This is a genomic window from Streptomyces sp. NPDC088725 (genome assembly GCF_044751305.1).
Taxonomy (GTDB): Bacteria; Actinomycetota; Actinomycetes; order Streptomycetales; family Streptomycetaceae; genus Streptomyces.
The window spans coordinates 21373-46484 of sequence record NZ_JBIVLO010000011.1 but is presented as its reverse complement, the minus strand read 5'-3'; the positions used below and the strand labels follow the sequence as shown (position 1 = coordinate 46484).

At 70.9% G+C, this 25112-nt stretch carries 15 protein-coding genes; 13 read left to right on the top strand and 2 right to left on the bottom strand.

The genetic code is table 11. From position 1 onward, the window contains the following. Positions 1-15: 15 nt before the first annotated feature. Positions 16-1209 carry an SLC13 family permease gene (locus ACIP6N_RS24785; RefSeq protein ID WP_401818914.1) on the bottom strand — a complete coding sequence of 398 codons (1194 nt, stop codon included), beginning with the start codon at positions 1207-1209 and terminating at the stop codon, positions 16-18. Between the two features lie 94 nt (positions 1210-1303). Between ACIP6N_RS24785 and ACIP6N_RS24780 the strand changes: the two genes are divergently transcribed. Then, positions 1304-7141 (top strand): TIR domain-containing protein, encoded by a 5838-nt coding sequence (locus tag ACIP6N_RS24780; RefSeq protein WP_401818911.1) that lies wholly within the window; start codon positions 1304-1306, stop codon positions 7139-7141. An 81-nt stretch (positions 7142-7222) separates the two neighbouring features. On the opposite strand, the gene ACIP6N_RS24775 is transcribed toward ACIP6N_RS24780, so the two are convergent. Then, positions 7223-8533, bottom strand: coding sequence for a geranylgeranyl reductase family protein (locus tag ACIP6N_RS24775; RefSeq protein WP_401818908.1), 1311 nt, complete (start codon positions 8531-8533; stop codon positions 7223-7225). Between the two features lie 357 nt (positions 8534-8890). On the opposite strand from ACIP6N_RS24775, the gene malX reads away from it, so the two are divergent. The 12 genes from malX to ACIP6N_RS24715 all read left to right on the top strand — a co-directional run bounded on the left by malX (position 8891) and on the right by ACIP6N_RS24715 (position 25108). Beyond that, the gene (gene malX, locus ACIP6N_RS24770; protein ID WP_401818907.1) at positions 8891-10546 is read left to right on the top strand and encodes a maltose/glucose-specific PTS transporter subunit IIBC; all 1656 of its coding nucleotides are present in this window, start codon (positions 8891-8893) and stop codon (positions 10544-10546) included. Positions 10547-10557: 11 nt separating this feature from the next. After that, positions 10558-11796, top strand: coding sequence for a MalY/PatB family protein (locus ACIP6N_RS24765; RefSeq protein ID WP_401818905.1), 1239 nt, complete (start codon positions 10558-10560; stop codon positions 11794-11796). A gap of 121 nt (positions 11797-11917) precedes the next feature. Then, a complete protein-coding gene (locus ACIP6N_RS24760; protein ID WP_401818903.1) occupies positions 11918-14137 on the top strand; it encodes an NADP-dependent isocitrate dehydrogenase in 2220 nt (739 codons plus the stop codon). Positions 14138-14325: 188 nt separating this feature from the next. After that, positions 14326-15546 carry an EfeM/EfeO family lipoprotein gene (locus ACIP6N_RS24755; protein ID WP_401818902.1) on the top strand — a complete coding sequence of 407 codons (1221 nt, stop codon included), beginning with the start codon at positions 14326-14328 and terminating at the stop codon, positions 15544-15546. Beyond that, positions 15543-16793, top strand: a complete 1251-nt coding sequence (gene efeB / locus ACIP6N_RS24750; RefSeq protein WP_401818900.1) for an iron uptake transporter deferrochelatase/peroxidase subunit — start codon at positions 15543-15545, stop codon at positions 16791-16793. The genes ACIP6N_RS24755 and efeB overlap by 4 nt, the downstream gene beginning before the upstream one ends. 43 nt (positions 16794-16836) lie before the next feature. Beyond that, entirely contained in the window at positions 16837-18702 is a 1866-nt protein-coding gene (locus ACIP6N_RS24745; RefSeq protein ID WP_401818898.1) for a phospholipase C, read from the top strand. Positions 18703-18850: 148 nt separating this feature from the next. Continuing rightward, the gene (locus ACIP6N_RS24740) at positions 18851-19273 is read left to right on the top strand and encodes an ATP-binding protein (RefSeq protein ID WP_401818896.1); all 423 of its coding nucleotides are present in this window, start codon (positions 18851-18853) and stop codon (positions 19271-19273) included. A gap of 308 nt (positions 19274-19581) precedes the next feature. Beyond that, entirely contained in the window at positions 19582-20715 is a 1134-nt protein-coding gene (locus ACIP6N_RS24735; protein ID WP_401818895.1) for a cytochrome P450, read from the top strand. Between the two features lie 36 nt (positions 20716-20751). Continuing rightward, complete coding sequence (locus ACIP6N_RS24730) at positions 20752-21879, top strand: acyl-CoA dehydrogenase family protein (protein ID WP_401818892.1); 1128 nt, start codon at positions 20752-20754, stop codon at positions 21877-21879. A 12-nt stretch (positions 21880-21891) separates the two neighbouring features. Continuing rightward, positions 21892-23217 (top strand): GNAT family N-acetyltransferase, encoded by a 1326-nt coding sequence (locus ACIP6N_RS24725; protein WP_401818890.1) that lies wholly within the window; start codon positions 21892-21894, stop codon positions 23215-23217. Continuing rightward, on the top strand, positions 23204-23668 hold the full coding sequence (locus ACIP6N_RS24720; protein ID WP_401818889.1) for a type II toxin-antitoxin system RatA family toxin: 465 nt from the start codon (positions 23204-23206) through the stop codon (positions 23666-23668). Before ACIP6N_RS24725 ends, ACIP6N_RS24720 begins: the two co-directional genes overlap by 14 nt. A 72-nt stretch (positions 23669-23740) precedes the next feature. Continuing rightward, positions 23741-25108 carry an aspartate aminotransferase family protein gene (locus ACIP6N_RS24715; RefSeq protein WP_401818888.1) on the top strand — a complete coding sequence of 456 codons (1368 nt, stop codon included), beginning with the start codon at positions 23741-23743 and terminating at the stop codon, positions 25106-25108. The last annotated feature ends 4 nt before the right edge of the window (positions 25109-25112 follow it).

The following is a 25112-nucleotide window of genomic DNA, read 5'->3' as shown; positions in this document are numbered from 1 at the left end:
CCGACCCGGCCCGGCCTACGGAAGAAGGATCAGGGCCCCCGTGGCCCCCAGCGTCGCCGTCACCGCCAGGACCAGACCGGTGAGCATGAAGCGTCCGAGCGGGATCCGCGTACCGTGCCCCCGGCAGCGTTCGAACCACAGCAGGGTCGCCAGCGAGGCCCAGGGCGTCACCAGCGGGCCCGCGTTGGTGCCGATGAGCAGCGCCAGCAACTGGTCCCGGTTCCCGGCGGGAACGGCCGCCTCACCGGCCAGGTACACGGGCAGGTTGTTGAGTACGTTGGAGAGCCCGGCACCGACCCCCGCCGAGCGGAGCATGCCGACGGCGCCGCCGTCCCGCCCCATCGCCGACGTGAGCAGCTCGTGCAGGCCGTGGGCGTTCACCGTCTCCACGACCAGGAACATGCCGGGCACCAGCACCAGCAGCCGCCAGGGGACGAGCGACAGCCGCAGCTCCGCGGACCGGCCCCGCAGGGCGAAGGCCGCCACGACGACCAGCATCGTGGTCAGCGACGCCGTCCACAGAGGTACGTCGGCGACCAGGATCGCCAGCAGGAAGCCCGCGCAGGCGAGAGCGCAGATGCGGAACAGCACCGGGTCGGCGGGCTTCAGCGGCGGCGGCGGGACGTAGACGTCGGCGCCCCGGCGGCCCCGGCGCCAGTAGAACCCCCACAGACAGGCCATCGTCGCCAGAATGGCCGCCAGCTGGGGCGCCCACATGGTGGCGGCCATCCCGCTGGGGGAGAGGCCGACCCGGTTCGCGGCCAGCAGATTCGTCAGGTTGGACACGGGAAGCAGCAGACTCGCCGTGTTGGCCAGCCAGACGGTCGTCATGGCCAGCGGCACGGCGGCGATCCCCACCCGGGTGGCCAGCGCCAGCATGACCGGAGTCAGCAGCACCGCCGTGGTGTCGAGATTCAGCGCGATGGAGGTGAGGGAGGCGAAGGCCACGCACAGCAGGAACAGACGCGCGTAGCTCCCCTTGGCCGTACGGGAGATCCAGGAGGCCACCGCGTCGAACACCTCGGCCTTCCCGGTGAGTTCGGCCATGACGATCACCGTGGCGAGGAAGGCGAGCAGCGGCGCGATACGCGTCATCGCGTCCCCGGCGGGACGGGTCGGCAGCAGGCCCGTGGCCAGGAAGACGAGCCCGCACAGGAGCAGCCCGGCGGCCAGCCAGTCCAGCGGATGCAGGCGTTTGAGGATTCGCACGCCTGACAGGGTCGCACACGGCCTCGGGGAGGCAGCGGGGTGTGAGGGGCCCGTTTGCCGTGTCCGTCAGGGACAACGCTCCTACGATGGAGCCATGAGGACAGACGGGGAACTCGGCGGCCGTGCGGACGACTTGAATTTCTTCATCAGCTACTCCCCGGCCGACGAGCAATGGGCCTCCTGGATCGCCTGGACCCTGGAAGAAGCCGGCTACCGCACGGTGATCCAGGCCTGGGACTTCGTCGCGGGCACCAACTTCATCGACTTCATGGACCGCGGTGTCAGCGAGTCCACCGCCGTCGTCGCCGTCCTCTCCCAGCACTACGGGCGCTCCACGTACGGCCGGATGGAATGGCAGGCCGCGCTGCGCGCCGAGCCCGAGGAGCCGGAGCGCAAGCTGCTCACGGTGCGCGTCGAGGACACCCCCCTCGAAGGTCTGCTCGCCACCATCACCTACGTCGACCTCGTCGGAGTCACGGACGCCGACGCGGCGCGCGACCTGCTGCTCACCCGCGTGGGGCAGGCCGTCGACGGCCACGCCCGCCCCGGCCGCCGCCCCGGCTACCCCGGCGGCGCGCCCCTGCCGGTCCACGGCGAATCCCCGTCCCCGCACGGGTTTCCGGACGAACAGCAGCGCCGGCTCGGCCGTACCGGATGGCCGGGCCGCCGCCGGCCCTCCACGGCGCCGCGATACCCGCGGGCATCGGGAGGCGCGCGCCCGCAGGGCGACATGACCGTGCTCCACCTCGCGGGGCCCGACTTCGGCCGTGGCCGCGAACCCGACGCGCTGCGCCGGGAGATCCGCAGTGACCTCATCGAACTGAAAGACGCCGGAGCCCCGGCCCCCGACCTGCTCGTCGTCACCGGTGACCTCACGGCCTCCGGCAGCCCCCGCGCCTGCGACCAGGCGCTCTCCTTCCTCACCGGCCTGCGTTCCCAACTCGACCTCCCGCCGCAGCGGGTCGTCGTCGTTCCGGGCAACCAGGACGTCAACCAGGCGGCCTGCCTGGGCTACTTCCACACGTGCGAGGCCGACGAGGTCCCGCCCCAGCCGCCGTACTGGCCCAAGTGGCGCCATTACACACGGCTGTTCCGCGGCCTCTACCAGGGGCTCGACACGGTCTTCGAGAGCGACCAGCCCTGGACGCTCTTCCCCGTGCCCGAACTGCACACCGTGGTGGCCGGGTTCAACTCGTCCATGGCGTGCAGCCACCGCCCCGAGGACCAGTACGGATACCTGGGGCGCGACCAGGCCGCCTGGTTCGCGGAGGCGCTGCGCATGTACGAGGACGAGGGCTGGCTGCGCATCGGCGCGCTCCGCCATCCGCTCACCGGACGCGGCCGTCCCGGCGACGCGCCCGGCGGGCCGGGACCGCTGCGGGACGCCGACACCTTCACCCGGCTCGTCGCACCCCGGCTGCACTTCGTACTGCACGGCCCGAGCGGCGGCCCCCGCACCACGACCGCGGCGCCCGCGTACGCCCAACTGCCTTGTTCGACCGGAGAATTACCGCTGTTCGGCTCAGCGGCGCCGGCCCGGTGCGAACTGCTGCGGATCAGCGCCGACGGCGTCACCCGCTGGCGGGGCGAGGGCGCCGCGCGGCCTTCGGTGTTCCCCGTCGCCTGGCGGGGCGCCCACCGGATCTTCTCCGCGCCCGGCGAATCCGCCGAGCCCCTGCCCACCGCGGAGCCCGCGGACAACCGCCCCGTGACCGGCCCCGCCGACTCCCTCGCCGAACGCGTCAAGGAAGTCTGCCGGGCGCGCCAGGAAGGCGTACGGCTGCGCGACGTACAGCGCACCGCTCCCGGAGACATGGTCCAGATCATGGCAACCTGGCGGGAGGAAGGAGTCGTACGGCAGCAGCGGATCGCCGTACATCCCGGCACTCCCACGGACGCCGAACTCGACCGCTTCCTCGCCCAGGCCCACGCCGGAGACGTCGGCGGCGAGGCCGAACTGGTCTACGGAGGCCCGTCGCCGGACAGCGCCCTGCGGGAGCGCGCCGGCCGCCGGGGCGTCCGGGTCCGCAGCTTCCTCCAATTCCAGGGGCTGCTGGACCTGCGGGGATACGTCGAGGCGCAGAACGTGCGGCTCGGCGCCGACGACCGGTACGCGCCCGGCCTCTACCTCTCCCAGCGATACCGCGACGCGGAACGGCCGGACGGCGGGGAACGCGCGAATCTCGTCGAGGCGATGCTCCGGCTCCTGGAGACCGACCAGGGCCGTTTCGTGCTGCTGCTCGGCGACTTCGGACACGGCAAGACCTTCGCGCTGCGCGAACTGGCCCGCCGCATCCCCGAACGGCTCCCGCACCTCACCCCGCTGCTCATCCCGCTCAACACCCTCGACCGTGCGCACAGCCTCGAAGGGCTGGTCGCCGCGCACCTCGCGGGCCACGGCGTCGACGTCATCGACCTGCGCGCGCTGCGCTACATGCTCGGACAGGGCCGTGTCGTCCTGCTCTTCGACGGCTTCGACGAACTGGTCAACCGGGTCAGCTACGACCGCGCCGCCGACCACCTCCAAGTGCTGTTGAACGCGGCCGTCGACCACGCCAAGATCGTGGTGAGCAGCCGCACCCAGCACTTCAAGTCCCAGGACCAGGTCCTCACCGCGCTCGGCGAGCGCGTCGGTCTGCTGCCCCAGCGCCGGGTGCTCTCCGTGGAAGGGTTCGTCCCCGACCAGATCCGCGCCTACCTCGTCAACCGCTTCGCCGACGAAGAAGTGGCCGACCGGCGCTTCCGGTTGCTGCGGAACATCCCCGACCTGCTCGCGCTCTGCGGCAACCCCCGGCTGCTCAGCTTCGTCGCCGACCTCGACCACGACCAGCTGCGCGCCGTCGCGGGAGCCGGCCGCGCCCTGAGCCCCGCCCGGCTCTACGAGGACGTGTTCACCGCCTGGCTCACCCACGAGGAACGCCGTGGCCAGGGAGGTCCCGGCGCCGCGCCGGGGCTGAGCCTCGACCACCTCTGGACGGCGGTGGCCGCTCTCGCGCGACGGCTGTGGGAGAGCGGCCAGAGCGGGCTGCGGCTCGACGAGCTGACCGACACGGTGGCCGGCGCCCTGAGCGAACTGGCGGGCAGCACCCTCTCCACCCAGGAGAAGGCGCAGGCGGTCGGGGCGGGCACGCTGCTGGTGCGCAGTGACGACGGGATCTTCCAGTTCATCCACGGCTCGGTCGTCGAATGGCTGATCGCGCGCGAGTCGGCGGCCCAACTGACCCGTGCGGACGACAGCTTGCTGTCCCTGCGTCCGCTCACTCCACTCGCGGTCGAATTCTTCTGCGACCTCGCCGACCGCGAGCTGTGCACCGCGTGGGTCCGCCGCGTCCTCGGCAGTCCGGGCCCCGCCACGACCGAGGCCGCCCGCGCCAACGCCGTACGGATCCTCGACCGGCTGCGGGTGCCCGCGGACGCGGACCTGCGCGGAGCCCGGCTGGCCGGTGAGGACCTTTCCGGACGCGACTTCTCCGGGGTGGACCTCACCGGCGCCGACCTCACGGACGCCCGACTGATCGGCGTCAACCTGTCGGGAGCCGTCCTCAGGGACGCCAAGCTGGCCGGCGCGCGCCTCGACCACGCCGACCTGAAGGGCGCCGACCTGACCGGGGCGGACCTGCGCAGGGCCAGGCTCACCAGAGCCGATCTGCGCGGCGCCCGCGTCACCGGAAGCAGGTGGCACCGCGCCGCGCTCATCGACCCGGTCGTCGATCCGCGGGTGCGCTCGGCGCCGGAGCTGGCCACCGCCGCCCTCGCGCCCGGCATGCCGGTGGAGGCCGGTTTCCGGCCGGCGGCCGTCGGAGTCCCGTACGGCTTCGACATGCGGACCAGCCGGCTGCCCGAGCCCGTCTCGTACAGCCCGGAGGGCGAACTGCTCGCGGTCGGCAGTGAGGACGGCGGGGTGCTGGTCTGCGCCGCCGACAGCGGACAGGCGCTGCGTACGCTGCACGGGCACGAAGGGCGTGTCTACGCGGTCAAGTTCCGCCCGAATGTGCTCGCGACGGGCGGGGCCGACGGCACCGTACGGCTGTGGGACCTCGTCTCCGGCCGCTGCCTGCGCCGTCTCGACGTGCACCCCGGCGGGGTCTGGCCGGTCGTCCTGGACGGGACGGGCAGCCTCGTCGCCACAGGCGACTCCGACGGTCTGGTGACCCTCTGGGACGTGGCCACGGGCGAACCGCTGCAACGGCTGCCCGGTCACACCGCCCCCGTCTACGCGGCCGTGTTCAGCCCGGACGGCCGTCTCCTGGTCACCGGCGACGCGGCGGCTGACCTGCGGATCTGGGACACCCGTACGGGCCAGTGCACCGGCACGCTCGACGGCCACGAAGGGGCCGTCTACCGCGCCCGGTTCAGCCCCGACGGCACGCTGCTGGTCACCGGTGACCACGGTCCGGAGGGCAACGGCACGGTCCGCGTCTGGAGTCCTCAGGACGCGCGGCTGCTGCACGAATTCACCGGCCACACCGGACGCGTGTACACCCTCGACTTCCACCCCGACGGCAATCTGCTGGTCAGCGGTGACACCAGCGGCCAGGTGCGGCTGTGGGACCCGGTCGTCGGCGCGCCGGCCGGAGTGCTGGAGCGCTGCACCGGCGCGGTCTACCAGGTGATGTTCGGCGACGGAGGCCGGCTGCTCGCCGCCTGCGACAGCGACGGCACGGTCCGGCTGTGGCGGGTGGCGCCCGCCGGGAGCCACCACGCGGTCACCCTGCTGGACCGGCAGCCCGACGAGCACCGCGGCTCTGCCTGGGCCTGCTGCTTCCGCCCGCTGGACAGCCAGCTCGTCACCGTCGGCAACGACGGCGGCGCGCGGATCTGGGACGCGGCCGCCGGCCTGGGCAAGCGGATCCTGCGCGGCCACGGCCGCCGGGTCAACACCGTCGCCTTCAACGCCGACGGCAGCCGCCTCGCCACCTGCGGCAACGACGGGATCGTCCGGCTGTGGGACGCGCGTACGGGCCGGCGCACGGCCGAACTCACCGGCCGCGGCGACCGGTTGATCTCCGCCGTCTTCAGCCCGGCGGGATCCGTCCTCGGCACGGCCAGCAACGACGGCGACGTCTATCTGTGGAACGCGACGACCGGCGAGTACCTGCGGGAGATCGACGTGGAGACCGACCACACGTGGGCCGAGGTCTTCAGTGTGGACGGCGAACTCCTCGCCACGGCCAACGACGACGACACCGTCCGGCTGTGGTGGCGCAGTACGGGCGCCCATGTGACCACCCTGACCGGTCACCGGGGGCGCGTGCGCTCCATCGCCTTCCGCGCCGACGGCGAACTGCTCGCGACCGGCTGCGACGACGGCGGCGTCCGCCTGTGGAACCCGTACGACGGCCACCTCGTCAGTGAACGCGTCGGACACACCGACCGGGTGTACGCCGTCACCTTCGGCTCCGACAGCGACTGGACCGGCAGCGCGTCCTGGGACGGCACGGCCGTCATCTGGCGTGACGGAGAGCCCCGCCACGTGCTCGGCGGACACCGCGGCCGGCTGTGGACCGCCGCGGCCCACCCGAGCCGTCCGCTTCTCGCGACCGCCGGCGACGACCGCGCGATCTGCCTCTGGGACGCGGACACCGGCCTCCTGACAGCCCGGCTGACGGGTCACACCGGACGTATCTTCTCGCTCGCCTTCAGCCCGGACGGCACCCGGCTCGCCAGCGGCGGCGAGGACGGCACGGTCAGGCTCTGGAGCCTCCCGGCGGGCGAGGACGCGGACACCGGGAGCGGGACGCCGACGCTCCGCGCCACGCTCATAGGAGTACCGGGCGGCTGGGCGGCCCTGACGCCGGAGGGCGGCTACAAGTACGAGGGAGATGTGGCGGGCGAGTTCTGGCATGTCGTCGGGATGGCCCGGTTCACCCCGGGAGAACTGGACGACTATCTCCCCGGCGTCCACCAGCTCTCCCTGGACGCGAGCCTCTGACCGTACGGCCCTGACCAGCCGGTCCGGTGCGAGAACGGCCGGAGGACCGGGCCGAAACGCCTGTCCCTCCGGCGGCGGTTGTCAGCTTCGGCGCGGCGCCGGGACGAGGCGGACGGCCGTATTGAGCAGATGATCGATCAGGTCGTGCGACGGATTGTCCGTGAGATTGGCGAGCAGCCGGGCCAGTGTGCTGAGCAGGAAAGGCGAGTTCATCACGTAGCGGTTGAGGACCGGCTGGAAGCCCGACCGGCTGAAGACGAGGTCGGCGGCCGCGTTGCCGAGCCGGTAGTAGCTCCCCCAACGGCGGTTCATCTCCACCGGGTAGCTGTGCAGCACCCGCTCCCGCCGCGGCCCCCGCGGAGCGGCCAGCGCGAGCGCGGCCGTCTCGGCCGCGACCTCGCCGGCCTCCATGGCCTGGCCGATGCCCTCGCCGTTCCAGGGGCTGATCATGCCTCCCGAGTCACCGACCAGCAGGAGCCCCTTGGCGTACAGCGGACGGCGGTTGAAGCCCAGCGGCAGCGCCGCGCCGCGCACCGGACCCTCGGCGTTCTCCTCGCGCAGTCCCCACTCGGGCGGTGTACGGGCCAGCCACTGGTCCAGAGCCGCCCGCAGCTCCGCTTTCCCGTGCCGCCGGTGAGGCAGGGCGCCGAGGCCGACGTTGACGCGGCCGTCGCCCATCGGGAAGATCCAGCCGTAGCCGGGCAGGTAATGATCGCTCCCCGGGAAACGGAGATCGGCCCACAGCTCCAGGTACTCCTCCTGCGAACGCTCGGGGCTGCGGTAGTAACGGCGTGCGGCCGTCGCGATCTGCCTGCGCGCGTCGCGCCGGACCCCCATCGCGAGAGCGAGCCGTGCGGAGGCGCCGTCGGCGGCGATGACGACCGGCGCGCGGAACTCCAGCGGTTCCTTGCCGTCGGTCCCGGCCGTGACTCCGGTGATACGGCCGGCGCGGTCGGTCACCGGCGCGGTCACCTTCACGCCCGTACGCAGCCGGGCCCCGGCCGCGACCGCGTGGCGGGCCAGGATGTCGTCGAAGTCCTCCCGGCCGCGCGCCAGACCGAAGTCCGGGTAGCGTCCCAGGCTCGGCCAGTCGATGTGGACCTGGTGCTTCCCGGCCACCCATCGCATCCCCTTCGAACGCATCCAGCCCGGGGCCGTGATGTCGACGCCCATCCGGATCAGCTGGTGCACCGCGCGCGGGGTCAGGCCGTCTCCGCACACCTTTTCCCTGGGGAAGTGCGTTTTCTCCAACAGCAGTACGTCGACGCCCGCTTGAGCCAGATGGAAGGCGGCGGACGAGCCCGCGGGTCCGGCCCCGACCACGATCACCCCGGCTTCCGTGCCCGTGTCCGGGTCAGCGGTGTCCTGCCCGTCTGATGTCGTTTCCCGCATGGAGAACCCTCCTTGGGACAGCCGGCGAGTGCGCGGCGGACAACTGCAGAGCGCCGTCCGGTAATTTACCGCCGTCTTCAGGGGGCTGCCATCGGCTCGTCGGAGTGAGAGCGGCCCCGCCCGGGGCGAAGGCCGGCGGACGCGCCTGACCTGCTCGTCCTGCCGATGCGGCGGCGATCCGGTGTCCGGACACGGCCAGTTGTGACCGAAAAAGGAGACTTACGGGCTTTTGGTGCTGTGATCTTTCTGACCTGGTCTGGCTTTCGCCGTCAGAGGCACGTATGACGTTCCGGGTAAGAAACGGTGTGACCGGCGGCGAACGGCGGCGCACCACCTCCGTACGAAAGAGCCACTGTTTTGAAGAACACCAAAGCCGCACTCTGGGAATTCCTCCAGGGCCTGGGCAAGACGTTCATGCTGCCGGTGGCCCTTCTGGCCTTCTGCGGAATCATGCTGGGGCTCGGCTCCTCGCTCTCCAGCGACGCCGTCGTGCAGAACCTCTCATTCCTCGACAACGAGGTCTGCCACCTCGTGTTCACCTGGATGGCGAACACCGGTCTGGTCGCCTTCACCTTCCTTCCGGTCCTCTTCGCCATGGCGATTCCGCTCGGACTCGCCCGCCAGGACAAGGGAGTTGCGGCTTTCTCGGGCTTCGTCGGCTTCGCGGCGATGAACCTCGCCGTCAATTTCTTCCTCACCGCCAAGGGCGTCACCTCGGATGCCGACAAAGAGCATTACGGCGTGGCCCAGGTACTCGGCATCGAGTCCATCGACACCGGGCTGCTCGGCGCGGTCGCGGTCGGCATCATCGTCGCGGTCCTGCACAACCGGTACCGCACCCAGCAGATGCCGGACGCGCTGGCCTTCTTCGGCGGACTGCGCTTCGTCCCCATCGTCTCCGCGCTGGTGATGAGCTTCGCCGGACTGCTCGTCCCCCTGGTGTGGCCCACGCTGAACGGCTGGATCGCCGACATCGGCACCGGCATCTCGCACACCGGCGTCTTCGGCCCGTTCTTCTTCGGCATGGGTGAAGTCCTGCTGCGCCCGATCGGCCTGCACCACATCCTCGTCGCGCTCTTCCGCTTCACCGACGCGGGCGGTTCCGGCGTGGTCTGCGGCAAGGAGGTCAGCGGCGCGCTCAACCTCTTCTACGCCCAGCTCTCCTGCGCCACCCCGTCGAACGCCGCACACACCGCCACCGAGTTCCTGTCCCAGGGCAAGATGGCCGCCTACCTCGGCGGGCTCCCCGGCGCGGCGCTCGCGATGTACCACACCGCGAACCGGCGGATGCGTCCCGAGATCAAGGCGCTGCTGATCTCCGGTGTCGTCGCGTGTGTCGTCGGCGGTGTCACCGAGCCGCTGGAGTTCCTGTTCCTCTTCATCGCGCCGTGGCTGTACCTCCTGCACGCGGTCCTCGTCGGCCTCGGCTTCCTGACCGCTGCCGTGCTGGGCGTGTACATCGGCAACACCGACGGCAACGTCATCGACCTCTTCGTCTTCGGCGTCCTTCAGGGCACCAGCACGAAGTGGTACCTGATCCCGGTCATCGCCGCCGTCTGGTTCGCGGTCTACTACTTCCTCTTCCGCTTCGCGATCACCCGCTTCAACCTCAAGACGCCGGGACGCGAGGACCCCGACGCCGACAGTGCCGCGGGGCAGAGCGCCGCGGACGAGAGCGCCGAAGGCCAGGGAGCCGCGGACCAGGACACGGCCGGCGCCGCCCGGGAGCCGGACGCCGCCGCGCCCAAGCCGGTGCTGGTCGCGGGCAAGTACGACCCGGTCGCGATCCTCGAAGCGCTCGGCGGGGCCGGAAACATCCGTGCGCTCGACAACTGCATCACCCGCCTGCGGATGTCCGTCGAGGACGCCGGCCTGCTGGACGAACCCCGGCTCAAGAAGCTCGGCGCGGTCGGTGTCATCAAGCTCGACCAGCACAACGTCCAGGTGATCATCGGTCCGCAGGTGCAGTCCGTGAAGGACGCCATCTCCGAACTCACCCCCACGACCGGCTGACGGAGCGCACGGTGCACACAAGCGATTCCGGGCCCGATTTCGACACGCCGGTGGACCGGCGCGGCACCTGGTGCACGCAGTGGGACTACATCGAGGACCGCTTCGGCGCCCCCGACCTGCTGCCCTTCACCATCTCCGACATGGACTTCGAGACCGCGCCGCCGGTCCTCGAAGCCCTGCGCGGACGGCTCGATCACGGTGTCCTCGGCTACAGCCGCTGGCGGCACGAGGACTTCCTCTCCGCTGTCACGCACTGGTTCGCCACCCGGTACGGAACGGAGACCGACCCGGAGCAGGTCGTCTACGCGCCGTCCGTGATCTACCAGATCTCCCAGCTGGTCCGTCTCTGGTCGCGGCCGGGCGACGGAGTCGTCGTGCACACCCCCTCCTACGACGCCTTCGCCAAACTCCTGGCCGCGCACGGCAGGGAACTGCGCGGCTGCCCGCTGCGACGCGACGCGGCCGGACAGTGGGCGTACGACACCGACGAGCTGGAGGCGCTGCTCGCCCGGCCCGACACCTCGATCCTGCTGCTCTGCTCACCGCACAATCCGACCGGCCGGGTCTGGACGGAGGACGAGCTGACGCGGATGGCGGAGCTGTGCGCGCGCCACGGAGTGGCGGTCATCAGCGACGAGATCCACGCCGACCTGACCCGCGATCCGTACCGCCACCTGCCCTGGTCGCGCTTCGGCGCCGTCCAGGAGCAGGCGGCGCGGGAGCGGGGCGGCGCGGCGCGCTGGGCAGTGGTCACCTCCGCGTCCAAGGCGTTCAACATTCCGGCGCTGACCGGCTCGTACGGCCTCATCGGTGACGACGAGAGCCGCGACGCCTATCTGCGGCAGCTCAAGGAGGCCGACGGGCTGTCCTCGCCGGCGGTCCTGTCGATCGTCGGCCACATCGCCGCGTACCGGCGGGGCGCGCCGTGGCTCGACGCGTTGCGCGGCTATCTGGACGGCAACCTGCGCATGGTCGCCGACCGGCTGAACAGCGCGTTCCCGCAGCTGAACGTGGGTCTGCCGGAAGCCGGCTACCTCGCCTGGATCGACCTGCGCCCGCTCGGCGCGGACGACGCCGAACTCCAGCGGCTGCTCATCGAGCGGGAGAAGGTCGCGATCATGCCGGGGACGACGTACGGACCGGACGGCGCGGGATTCGTACGCCTCAACGTGGGCTGCCCGCGCGGCAAGGCGGAAGCGGGCGCCGACGCGCTCGTGCGCGCGCTGACCACCCTGACCGGCGGCGCGTAGCACTCGGCGGGTGCTCGACCGGGCACGGCGCGCGACCGAGAGCGGGGGCCCTTTCGGAAGAGGGCCGGTCTCGGGATATCTTGATATCGAGAATTGTTGCAGACGTGGAGCGGAGCACCCGGTGACTGACTCAACCATCATCTATACGCACACGGACGAGGCGCCGGCGCTGGCGACGTACTCGTTCCTGCCCGTGATCGAGGCCTACGCCTCGACGGCCGGGGTCACCGTGGAGAGCCGTGACATCTCTCTGTCGGGGCGGATCATCGCCGGCTTCCCCGAGCGTCTCGAGGAGGGCCAGCGCGTCGCCGACGCACTCGCCGAACTCGGCGAGCTGGCCAAGACCCCCGGCGCGAACATCATCAAGCTGCCGAACATCTCGGCGTCGATCCCGCAGCTCAAGGCCGCCATCGCCGAGCTCCAGCAGCAGGGCTACGCGCTGCCGGACTACCCGGACGACCCGAAGACCGACGAGGACAGGGATGTCCGCGCCCGGTACGACAAGGTCAAGGGCAGCGCCGTCAACCCGGTGCTGCGCGAGGGCAACTCGGACCGCCGCGCGCCCGCCTCGGTGAAGAACTACGCCAAGGCCCACCCGCACCGCATGGGTGTCTGGAGCGCCGACTCCAAGACGAACGTCTCGCACATGGACGCCGACGACTTCCGCTCCACCGAGAAGTCCGCGGTCATCACGCAGGCCGGCTCGCTCCGTATCGAGCTCGCGGGCGACGACGGCAACACCACCGTCCTGCGCGAGTCGGTCCCCGTCCTGGCGGACGAGGTCGTGGACGCGTCCGTGATCCGGGTGGCGCCGCTGCGCGAGTTCCTCACGGCGCAGATCGCGCGCGCCAAGGCCGAGGGCGTGCTGTTCTCGGTCCACCTCAAGGCCACGATGATGAAGGTCTCCGACCCGATCATCTTCGGCCACGTGGTGCGTGCCTTCTTCCCGAAGACGTTCGCCGCGCACGGCGAGGCGCTCGCCGCGGCCGGCCTGAGCCCGAACGACGGTCTCGGCGGCATCCTCAAGGGCCTGGAGTCGCTGTCCGAGGGCGCGCAGATCAAGGCGTCCTTCGAGGCCGAACTCGCCGAGGGCCCCGCGCTGGCCATGGTCGACTCCGACCGGGGCATCACCAACCTGCACGTACCGAGCGACGTCATCGTCGACGCCTCCATGCCGGCCATGATCCGCACCTCCGGCCACATGTGGGGCCCGGACGGCGAGGAGGCCGACACCCTCGCGGTCATCCCGGACAGCAGCTACGCCGGTATCTACCAGGTCGTCATCGACGACTGCCGCGCGAACGGCGCGTACGACCCGGCGACGATGGGCTCCGTGTCCAACGTCGGCCTCATGGCGCAGGCGGCCGAGGAGTACGGCAGCCACGACAAGACCTTCGAGATCCCCGCGACCGGTACGGTGCGCGTCCTCGACGCCGACGGCAACGCGGTGCTCGAACAGGCCGTGAGCGCCGGTGACGTGTTCCGCATGTGCCAGACCAAGGACGTGCCGATCCGCGACTGGGTCAAGCTCGCCGTCACCCGCGCCCGCGCGGCCGGCGTCCCGGCCGTGTTCTGGCTGGACGAGAACCGCGCCCACGACGCGAACCTCATCCAGAAGGTCAAGGCGTACCTGCCCGAGCACGACACCGAGGGTCTGCGGATCGAGATCATGACGCCCGCCGAGGCGATCGCGTTCTCGCTCGAGCGCATCCGCAAGGGCGAGGACACCATCTCGGTCACCGGGAACGTGCTGCGTGACTACCTGACCGACCTGTTCCCGATCCTGGAGCTGGGCACGAGCGCCAAGATGCTCTCGGTCGTCCCGCTGATCAACGGTGGCGGACTGTTCGAGACCGGCGCGGGCGGCTCCGCGCCCAAGCACGTCCAGCAGCTCGTCAAGGAGAACTACCTGCGCTGGGACAGCCTGGGCGAGTTCCTGGCGCTGGCGGTCAGCTTCGAGCACCTCGCGCAGACGACGGGCAACGCGAGGGCCCAGGTGCTCGCCGACACGCTCGACCGCGCCACCGGCACGTTCCTCAACGAGGACAAGTCGCCGAGCCGCAAGCTCGGCGGCATCGACAACCGCGGCAGCCACTTCTACCTGGCGCTCTACTGGGCCCAGGAACTGGCACGGCAGACCGAGGACGCGCAGCTCGCCGAGGCCTTCGCGGCGCTCGCCAAGACGCTCTCCGACCAGGAGCAGACGATCGTGGACGAGCTGATCGCGGTGCAGGGTTCGCCGGCCGACATCGGCTCGTACTACCGGCCCGACGCGGCCAAGGCGGCGTCGGTCATGCGTCCGTCGAGCACCTTCAACGAGGCGATCGCGACGCTCTCGTGAGTGTGTGATCACGTGAGCGCTTGACGCAGCGGCGCCCCGGCAGGCGGACCTCCCACTTGCCGGGGCGTTGTCATGTGATGGGACGGTTTTTCCGGACGTGATGTGTGCCTCGACGGCGCCTGCCCGGCCGGGAGGGGCACTAGCATGAGCGTCGCTTCGTGCCGCCGTGTGGTTGTCTGGAGGTCGGTTTGTCAGGTCCGGGCACCCCGCACCTTCCTCGCCGCGTACTGCTCGCCGCGAGCGCGGTGCTCGTCGTCGCGGCCGTCGTGTGCGCGGTGTGGGCGGCGGGCTCCACGGACCGGACCCGGCACAGGACCGGCCCGTCCGCCGACGGCCTGCCGCACACCGGCGTCCAGATCCTGTCCGGCAGCTGCGGACACGGCTGGGACGATCCACGTGCCGGTGTACAGGTCTTCGACGTGCGCAACCTCTCCGGAGCGCCGGTCGAGGTGTATCTCAAGGACACACGCACCGGAGCCGTGCACGGTGAGCTGGAAGGCCTCGGGCCCGGCACCACCCGCTCACTGCGGGTCGACCTCGCGGGCGGCTCGTACGCCTTCGCCTGTTATCCGGACGACGCCGTGCCCGTCAGGGGACCCGCCGTCCGAGTGCCGGACGGCCAGGGCGGAAACGGCGGCCCCGCGGCCGTACCCGTCAGCCAACACGACCTGATTCCACCGACGTTGAGCTATCAGCGCTGGGTCGCCGACCGGATGGACGACCTCGTCGCGGTCACCGGGAGACTCCGCGCGGCGATCAGGGACGGTGACCCGGCACGGGCCCGCGCGGCCTGGCTGCCCGCCCACCTCGTGTACGAGCGGATGGGCGCGGCGTACGGCGCCTTCGGCGACGCGGACCAGGCGGTCAACGGAACCGCCACCCGCCTGCCCGGCGGCCTCCACGACAAGGACTTCACCGGCTTCCACCGCATCGAGTACGGCCTGTGGCACCACGAGCCCACGGCCGCGCTGCTCCCGGTCGCAGACCAACTGGCCGACGACGTCGGCACGTTGCGTACGGACTGGACGCAAGCGCGCATGGATCCGCAGGACCTCGGTCTGCGCGCGCACGAAATCCTGGAGAACACCGTGCAGTTCGAGCTGACCGGACGCACCGACTACGGCAGCGGCAGCAATCTCGCCACCGCACGCGCCAACCTCGACGGCACCCGCGTCGTCCTCTCCCGGCTGCGCCCGCTGCTGGTCACCCGCTATCCGCGACTGGGAGACCTGGAGCGTCAACTCGACCGTACCCAGAGTGCTTTGGACCGCCAGCACCGCGACGGACACTGGACGCCCCTCGGTGAACTCGACCGTACGAGCCGCGAGTCGGTGAACGCGGCGGCGGGCGACCTGGTCGAACGGCTGGCGGACATCGCGGCCCTCTGCGACGTACGGAGGGCCTCATGACGGGCGACGGACACGACATGCGGCGGCGCGGCTTCCTGCGCCACGCGGCCGCGGGCGTCGGCGGAGCCGTCGCGGGCGCGGGCCTGATCGGCGCGGACCTCGCCGCCCGTCCGGCCGCCCCGGTGGTGAACGGGAGCGCCGCACCGCCCTTCCACGGCGCGCACCAGGCGGGCATCCTCACCGAGCCCCGGCGCAGCACCGCCTTCGTCTCCTTCGACGTCACCGCGGCCGACCGGGCGGGCCTGGCCGAGCTGCTGCGTACGGTCACCGACCGCGCGCGGTTCCTCGTCCAGGGCGGTACACCCCCGCCGGCGGGCATCACCGCGCCGCCCACCGACTCCGGAATCCTCGGACCCCGGGTGCCGACCGGTGACCTCTCCGTCATCGCGGCTGTCGGCGCCTCGCTCTTCGACGAACGCTTCGGCCTCACCGGCGCCATCCCGCGCCACCTGCGCGCCATGCCGGCCTTCCCGGACGACGACCTGGACGACGCCTGGTGTCACGGTGACCTGAGCCTTCAGTTCTGCGCCGACAGCACGGACACGGTGCTGCACGCGCTGCGCGACATCGCCCGGCACACCAGGGGCGCCATGCAGATCCGCTGGCGCCTCGACGGCTTCAGCAACCCGCCCCGCCCGTCGGGAGCCGCCCGCAATCTCATGGGCTTCAAGGACGGCACCGCCAATCCGGACGCCCGGGACACCCGCCGGATGGACGAGCTGGTGTGGACGGGAGCGTCGTCGGGGGAGCCCGGCTGGGCGGCCGGCGGAAGCTATCAGGTGGTACGGGTGATCAGGATGCTGGTCGAGTTCTGGGACCGGGTCTCGCTCACCGAGCAGGAGCGGATGATCGGCCGCAACCGCGAGACGGGAGCGCCGCTCGACGGTGACCTGGAGAGCGACGTACCGCGTTACGCCCACGACCCCAAGGGGGACGTGATCCCCCTCGACAGCCATATCCGTACGGCCGATCCGCGCACCCCGGGGACCGAGGACCAGCGGCTGCTGCGCCGCTCGTACAACTTCGACCGGGGCGTGGACACGAACGGCAATCTCGACATGGGGCTGCTCTTCTGCTGCTACCAGCAGGATCTGTCGCGGCAGTTCGAAACCGTCCAGAAGCGGCTGGAGGGCGAGCCGCTGGTCGACTACATCGTCCCGACCGGCGGCGGGTACTTCTACGTGCTGCCGGGTGTCAGGGACGGCTCGGACTGGCTGGGGCGGGGCCTGCTGGACCAGGGCAGGTAAGCACCGCCGGTCACATTCGGTCGCTAGCGAAGGGGAGAACCGTATGGGCAGCACAGGAAGCAGCAGGGCAGGGAACAGGACACGCGTACACCGCTGGGGAGCGCTGGCGGGAGCCGCCGCGCTCACCGTTCTCGGCGGGGCAGCGCCGTCCTGGGGCGCGGCCCCGACCGCGGAATCCGGGGGTGGCACGGCCACGCCCGTCAAGCACCTGGTGGTCATCTTCGACGAGAACATCTCTTTCGACCACTACTTCGCGACCTACCCGCAGGCCGCGAACACCGACGGCACCCGGTTCACCCCGTCCCCGCACACGCCCCGGGACGTGGACAACCTGCGCACCGCCGGGCTGCTCAAGAAGAACCCCAACCAGTACCTGCCCAAGCGCCTGACGCACGAGCAGGCCATGACCTGCGACCAGAACCACTCCTACGGGCCCGAGCAGTACGCGTACAACGGCGGCAAGGCCGACAAGTTCGTGGAGAACACCGACTCCGGCAAGTGCTCGGGCAGCCTCTTCGGCGAGCCGGGGCTGGGGATGGACTACTACGACGGCAACACCGTTACCGCGCAGTGGAATTACGCCCAGCACTACGCCCTCAACGACAACTCCTTCGGCTCCGTCTACGGGCCCTCGACGCCCGGTGTGATCGAGCTGGTGTCGGGCCAGACGCACGGCGTGGTCTCCACCGACCCCACCTCGTCCACGGAACACCCGGAGCGGACCGCCACCCCCGACCCGGCGGCCGTCGCCTCGCCGGACGCCGACGGGGTCGGCACGATGATCACCGACCCCGACCCCGCCTACGACGACTGTTCCGGCAACGACCACACCAGCAAGGACTCCTTCGCCGAACTGCGCGGCAAGAACATCGGTGACCGGCTCAACGAGAAGAAGGTGACCTGGGGCTGGTTCCAGGGAGGCTTCCGGCCGAGCACACCGTGGGACGGCGAACAGGGGCACTTCGCCAAGTGCGGCGGCACCACGCACGCCAACGTGGGCGGCGCGCAGGTCGTGGACTACAGCCCGCACCACAGCCCGTTCCAGTACTACCGCTCGACCGCCAACCCGCACCACGTGGCCCCGAAGTCCGTCGCCGAGATCGGCCACCCGGGCCCGGCCAACCACAACTACGACCTGACGGACTTCGACGCGGCCCTCAAGGCCGGCCGGCTCCCCTCGGTGAGCTTCCTGAAGGCCCCGGCCTACCAGGACGGGCACGCGGGCTACTCCGACCCGCTCGACGAACAGGACTTCCTGACCGGCCAGATCAACAAGATCCAGCAGTCGCCCCAGTGGAAGGACACCGCCATCGTCCTCGCCTACGACGACTCGGACGGTTGGTACGACCATGTGTACGCCAAGCCCCTCAACGGCTCGAAGGACACGGCCAAGGACAGCAGTGGCAAGGCCGTCGACTCGCCGGCCTGCCAGAACGGGCCCGCGGCCGCGGGCGGTTACCAGGACCGGTGCGGGCCGGGCACCCGCCAGCCGCTGATGGTGATCTCGCCGTACAGCAAGGTCAACATGATCGACCACACCAGGACCGAGCAGACCTCCGTCCTGAAGTTCATCGAGGACAACTGGCACACCGCCCGTATCGGGGACCACTCCTTCGACACCCGCGCCGGCTCGCTGGAGAACATGTTCGACTTCGCTCACCCCAACGGTGACCAGGTGCTGCTGAACAAGGACGGCTCGGTCAAGTCCGTCGGCCGTATCCAGGACGTGGCGCCCGTCGCGATGGAGATCTCGCGGCCGCAGACCGGCGAAGCCGGGGCGCGCGCGCTCGCCGGTGACACGTCCGGTACGCCGGTGCTGCCGATCGGGATCGGCGTGGGCGTGGTGCTGGTCGCTGGAGCGGGCGCGGTTCTGGCCTTCCGCCGCCGCGCCGGCCGGCAGAGCGTCTGAAGCGTCCGGCGGGGGCGGATCAGAACCGGGTACCGCCCCCGCCGACTGAGGCGCCGGATGGGGCGCCCGGGGCGGGGCTGAGCACCCCCGATATCGGGCATAAGTATCAAGGAGGAAGGAATCGGAAGATTGGACGGTCGGTGACCTGATGGATACGACACGTGAGCGGACCGGCGTCGACCTGCGGATGCCCGTCTTCTTCCACTCCACCCCGTCGGCGGTGGGAGAGGCCCGCGGGATCGCCCGTGCGTTCCTCGGGCGGTTCGCGGCGGGAATCGACGCCGCGCCGGCCGACGCGGTGGTCGTCGTCGTGTCGGAGCTGGTGGCCAACGCGGTACGGCATGCGGGCGGGGCGGGGTGCTCGCTGTGGTTGAGCGCGCGTCCGGGCAGTATCACCGTCGAGGTGTCGGACTCCAGCCCCGTGACGCCCCGCGAGCGGGTCCCCGATCTGACCGGTCGGACCGGCGGGTACGGCTGGCCCACCGTGCGCCGCCTCGCCCGTTCCGTCTCGGTCATCCCCGCCACCGGCGGGAAGACCGGGAAGACCGTGCGGGCTGTCATATCGCGCTGAAAAGCTGCCAGTGGCCGCGCATCGGTGGCAAATAAAGAAGAAATCATAAACGGATTTAAATAGCACGGTCTCGCACATATGTGTTTCATGGTGTGTGCGGCTCCCGTCGGATAGAGTTCCAGTTGGTCGAAAGCTAACCGACACGCCGAATGTCTGCCTCGCAATATCCCGCGACGCGGAATTCGGTGGGAAAAACTGGCGCGACGGAAGTCGAGGCGGCCCGAATGGATCCAGAGGCGGTATTATTTTCGATCTTCACTCCGGAGGGCAGGGAAAATCCCTACCCCTCGCTGGCGGAACTCAGGCGAATGAGGTCAGTTTATTATAATGACAGTCTCGACACCTATTTCCTGACTCGATTCGCCGACTGCCAGGCCGTTCTGGTCGATCCCGACTTCCTGGTCCCCGATCTCGACTGGTGTGCCCGTGAGGTGCCCGCGTGGCGGGAACATCCCGCCGCGGGCCTTTTCTACTCCTCGATGCTCCGCCGCAACGGCTCGGAGCACGAACGGCTGCGCCGCCTGGTCGGCAGGGGATTCAGCGCCCGGAGAGCGGCCGCGCTGCGCACGTCCGTCGAAGGCGTCACCGACACGCTGCTGGACCGGTTCGCCGACGCGACTGCGGACGGCGGCGCGGCCGACTTCCAGGAGCTGGTGGGCTATCCGCTCCCGGTCGCGGTGATGGGTGAGCTGATCGGCGTATCACCGGAGGACCACGAGCGGTTCCACGGTCTCGGCCGGGACGCGAGCCGGCTGCTGGAGCCGGTACGCACGCCGGAGGACTGGGGCCGTGCCGACGAGGCCGTCGCGGCGCTGCGTGAGTACTTCACCGCCCTCGTGGACCGGCGGCGCTCGCGTCCCGCCGACGACCTCACCTCGACGCTGCTCGCCGTACGGGACGCGGGCGACGGGCGGCTGACCGAACGCGAGCTGGTCGACACGCTGGTGCTGGTGCTGGTCGCCGGATTCGAGACCACGGCGAGCCTGCTCGGTCTGGCGGTGTTCGCCCTGCTCAGCCACCCCGGCCAACTGGCGCTGGTCCAGGAGAGGCCCGAACTGGTTCCCGCCGCCGTCGAAGAGGTCCTGCGCTGGGACACCCCGGTCCAGATGACGGAGCGCATCGCCGCCAGGGACGTGAAAGTGGGCGGTGTGACGATCCCCGAGGGCGGCAACGTCACCACGGTGCTCGCGGCGGCCAACCGCGACCCCGACCAGCACACCGACCCCGACACCTTCTCGGTCCTGCGCCGGGACAGCAAGGTCCTGAGCTTCAGCGCGGGACCCCATTACTGCCTCGGGGCCGCTCTGGCCCGCATGGAAGGCGCCGTGCTGGTCGGCCGGATCTTCTCCCGGTTCAGGAAACTCGCGCCGGCCGGGCCTCCCGTGCGGCGCGCCTCCATCAGCCTCCGTTCGTTCGACTACCTGCCGCTGGTCACGACCTGAGAGCGCACAGCCCGCCGCTCCCGGAAGGGAATGTCCATGTTCCTGAACGCAGAACGCTCGGCCCTCGAAACCCTCCTCCCCGGATTGGACGGCGCGCTTTCCCTCTGCCCGCTGGAGGAGTTGGAGAGCACGCCGAGCCCGGCCGTCCAGGCGTTCCGCCGCGCGGGCGGACCGGGATTACTGGTGCCGGCGGAGCACGCAGGATCGGGCGCGACCCCGCTCCAGGCGGTACGGGTGCAGCGCGCGGTCGGGGCCCGCTGTCCGTCGCTCGCGGTGGCCACGACCATGCACCACTTCTCGGTCGCCGGCCTGGTGCACAGCGCCCGGCAGGGGACCGGCCTGGAGGGCCTGCTGCTGGAAGCCGTCGCCAAGGACCGGCTGCTGCTGGCCTCCGGCTTCGCGGAGGGCAACACCGGCCAGAACATCCTCAGGCCGCACATCACCGCGGAGCGCCGCGACGGCCGTTACGTCCTGAACGGCAGCAAGAAGCCCTGCAGCCTGTCGCGTTCGATGGACCTGCTGACGGCATCCGTCGTGACCACCGACGACCAGGGCGCGGAGCGGCTCGCCATCGCGATCATCCCGGCCGCCACCCCCGGCCTCGAAGTACGGCGGTTCTGGCGGACACCGATCCTGGCGGGCGCCGAGAGCGACGAGGTCGTTCTCACGGACGTGGAGCTGGACCCCCAGATGGTGTTCGTCACCGAGGTCACCGCGGACGGCGTACCCGACTCCCTGAACGTGGCGGGGTTCCTCTGGTTCGAACTCCTGCTGACCGCGGGCTACCTCGGGATGGCCAGCGCGCTCGTCGAACGCGCCCTGAACCGGCCGGGCGGCGCCGACGACGACCCGACGCCCTTCATGGTGGACGTGGAGGCGGCGATGCTCTCGGTCGAGGCGGTGGCCCGCGCCATGGAGGACGAGGAGTGGACCGACACACTCCTCGTCAGCGCGCTCACCGCCCGGTACGCGGCGCAGGACGCCATCGCCCGCACCACCGGAACGTGTCTCGCCGCGCTGGGCGGCATGGCCTTCATCGGCTCGCCCGACGGTTCCTACCTGGCGTCAGCCGCCGCGGGGCTCACCTTCCACCCGCCGTCCCGCACCAGGATGGCCCGCCCGCTGCGGGACGTCCTGGGCGGGTTGCCGCTGCGCATCGGCTGAGGGGAGCGTCCCGTGCCCGCCACCGACCCGCGGCCCGCCACCACCCACCGCACCACCGACACCGACCGTGAGCAGGTGACCGCTATGGAACGATCCGGTGCCGTCCCGCCTCCGCAGCACGGCGGGGAGACGCCCGGCACCGCCTCCGGATACCACGTCGAGGTGCTGCCGGGCGTCGATTCCCTTCCGCGTTCGGTGTGGACGGATCTTGCTCCGGCCGACGACCCCATGTGGTCCCGTGACCTCTTCACCGCGATGGAACGCGGCAGCATCGGCCCCGACGGATACGCCTGCCTGGTGGTCCGCCGAGGTCCGGACGTGGCGGCCGTCCTCCCTCTGGTCCTCTTCCGAGAGTTGCGCCTCGACCACATCGTGGGCGCGCGCGAGCGGCGATTCCTGACACCGGTGCGCCGGTTGTTCCCCCGCCTCCTGCGCGTGCCGACACTGTTGTGCGGGAACCTCCTGGGGCAGGGGCATGTCCTGACCGCGAGTCCTCTGCGGGACGACGTCAGCCGCCTCCTGGTCGGCGCCGTGCTGGACTTCGCGCGCCGGGAGCGGCTGGGCACCGTGGTGTTCAAGGACTTCACGGACAGGGACCTCGCCCCGCTGCACACCGCACTGCGACACTTCGGGTTCTTCCGCGTACCGAGCATGCCCGACACCGAACTCCGCCTGGAAAGAGGCTCGTTCGAGGACTACCTCGCTGCCCTGCCCGCGAAGCCCCGGCGCAACGCCCGCAGCAAGATCCGTAAGTTCGAGGCACTACCCGGGCTGCGCACCGAAGTCGTCCACGACTTCTCGCACCTGCTGCCGGAGATGCTCACCCTGTACCGGCAGGTCATGGACCGCGCCGACCAGACCCTCGACGTTCTCGACGCACCCTTCTTCGCCGCCGTACACGAGAGCACCACCCTGGACCGGCGTCTTGTGGCCTGCTTCGAGGGCGAACGGCTGGTGGCGTTCCTGCTGTGTTTCTTCGCGGGCTCCGGAGCGGTCGGAGCCCGGATCGGTCTGGACTACCGACTCGCCCACGACGCCCGGCTCTACCACACCGTGCACTACGCGGCGATCCGCCTGGCCCTCGCCGAGGGCTGCCACCACATCCGGTTCGCCCAGACCGCGTACGAACCCAAGACCGAGCTGGGATGCGAGCTGATCGAGCAGGCGTACGCGGTGACCCACCTCAGCCCCCTGCCCCGCGCGGTGCTGCGCCGGCTGCTGCCACCCGCCCTGGCGGCCGCCACGGCCAGGGCCCTCGGCTCGCACGCTCCGGTGCGGGGCGCGGAAGGTTCACCCCGAAGCCATGACGACGGAAGGCCCCCTCATGCCACGCGTTGAAGTGGAGCTGCGCATCGCGGTACCGCCCGAGGCCGCCTGGGCCGCGGTGGTGGACGTGGAAAGCTACGCGCGCTGCATGGAGAACGTCGACTCGGTCACGATCATCGACCGGACGGACGAAGTGCACCGCACCACCGCGTGGTCGGTCCGCCTCAAGGGATCGGTCCTCCGGTGGACGGAGGCCGAGGTGATCGACACGGTCGCGCGCCGCTTCGACTTCCGCCAAGTGAGCGGCGATCTGGGGGATTTCGTGGGTCACTGGGCGGTCGATCCCGCGCCCGACGGATGCAGCACCGTCGGCCTGCACGTCCGGTTCGACATCGGCATCCCGCTCCTCGCGGAGATGCTCAACTCCGTTGCCGCGGACGCGCTGAGAGAGAACGCGGCCCAGATGCTCGCCGCCCTCGAACAACGGCTGCTGACCGCCGACGACCGGCCGAGCGGGCCATGACCCGCGCCCGACTTCACACCGGCAGCGGTCGCCGTCGCGGCCGTACCGCCCCGCGACCAGGGAGAAGGAAACGTGACCGCTGAGCAGTCGGCGTCGTCGGTGAGCGCACCCGAGGCAGTCGACCGGACCAACGAGGCAGCGCACCGGATCCATGGGGAGACGGAGGGCGGAGCCGTGCACCAGGCCCATGAGGTATTCGACCGCATCCGCCGTCACCTCTCCCCGAAGCTGGCGCTCACCGGCTCGTTCGCCGGTCACGGAGCGGTGGAGCAGTCCGCCGAAGGGTGCCGTGTGACGCTGTCCGACGGGCGGACGGCGCTGGACTTCGGCTCGTACGCCGTCACCCTGCTCGGCCACCGCCACCCCGCCGTGCTGGCGGCCGTCCGCCGGCAGCTCGACACACTGCCGACCTCCACCCGGAGTCTGGCCAACCCGGTCGCCGCGCGGGCCGCCGCCTGTCTCGCCGGCTACTTCGGCGACGTCCTGCCGAAAGTCCACTTCGGGCTGAACGGCGCCGACGCGGTGGAGGTGGCCGTCAAACTGGCCCGGGTCGCCACCGGCCGGGGACGGATCGTCGCGGTGAGAGGCGGTTTTCACGGCAAATCCCTGGGCGCGCTGGCGCTGACCCACAGCCCGCTCTACCGCGTGGGTCTGCTCGGCTGTTCCGTGGACGTGGTCCATGTGGACCCGGCCGACCCCGACGCGGTACGCCGCGAAGTCGAGGGCTCTGAGGTGGCGGCCCTCGTCTTCGAACCGGTGCAGGGGGAGAACGGCGCCGTCCCCCTGCCTCCCGACGTACTCGCCCGCTGGTGCGAAGACGCCGCCAGGCACGGCACGTTCGTGATCGCCGACGAGATCCAGTGCGGTCTGCACCGGTGCGGAGAGCGCTCGGTCGCCCTCGCCCAGGGGCTGCCGATCGACGCGCTGCTCGTCGGCAAACCACTGGGCGGCGGTGTCATGCCCCTCTCGGCGGTGCTCTGTTCGGAGGCGATGTACGCCCCACTGGCCGCCGATCCCTTCCTGCATTCCGCCACCTTCGGCGGACATCCCCTGAGTTGCGCCGCGCTGCCCGCCGCGCTCGAAGCGATCGAAGAACTGGCCGCGCACGGAGAGGAACTGGCCACCATCCTGAGCGCCGCACTGGAGGACCTGCGACGCCGGCACCCGCGCCTGGTCCGCGGAGTGCGCGGACGGGGACTGCTCCGGGGGATCGACTTCACCACACCGGGCGCCGCCGGGGCCGTCGTGATGGAACTGGCCGGGGCCGGGCTGCTGGTCTCGCCCTGCCTGAGCAGTCCGGCCACCGTACGGCTGCTTCCCCCACTTGTCAGCACCGAGCAGGACATCGCGGAGGCGGTCGGCATCCTCGGCTCCGCGATGGCGTCGGCGGAGCGGAGCGTCCCTCTCGCGGAAGCCTCCGACGCCGAGGCCACGGTGTGAACAC

Coding starts and splice junctions, on each gene's coding strand:
- ACIP6N_RS24745 (WP_401818898.1), top strand. CDS start 16,837: ATGGGCAGCACAGGAAGCAGCAGGGCAGGGAACAGGACACGCGTACAC.
- ACIP6N_RS24775 (WP_401818908.1), bottom strand. CDS start 8,533: ATGCGGGAAACGACATCAGACGGGCAGGACACCGCTGACCCGGACACG.
- ACIP6N_RS24735 (WP_401818895.1), top strand. CDS start 19,582: ATGAGGTCAGTTTATTATAATGACAGTCTCGACACCTATTTCCTGACT.
- ACIP6N_RS24720 (WP_401818889.1), top strand. CDS start 23,204: ATGCCACGCGTTGAAGTGGAGCTGCGCATCGCGGTACCGCCCGAGGCC.
- ACIP6N_RS24730 (WP_401818892.1), top strand. CDS start 20,752: ATGTTCCTGAACGCAGAACGCTCGGCCCTCGAAACCCTCCTCCCCGGA.
- efeB (WP_401818900.1), top strand. CDS start 15,543: ATGACGGGCGACGGACACGACATGCGGCGGCGCGGCTTCCTGCGCCAC.
- ACIP6N_RS24780 (WP_401818911.1), top strand. CDS start 1,304: ATGAGGACAGACGGGGAACTCGGCGGCCGTGCGGACGACTTGAATTTC.
- ACIP6N_RS24740 (WP_401818896.1), top strand. CDS start 18,851: ATGGATACGACACGTGAGCGGACCGGCGTCGACCTGCGGATGCCCGTC.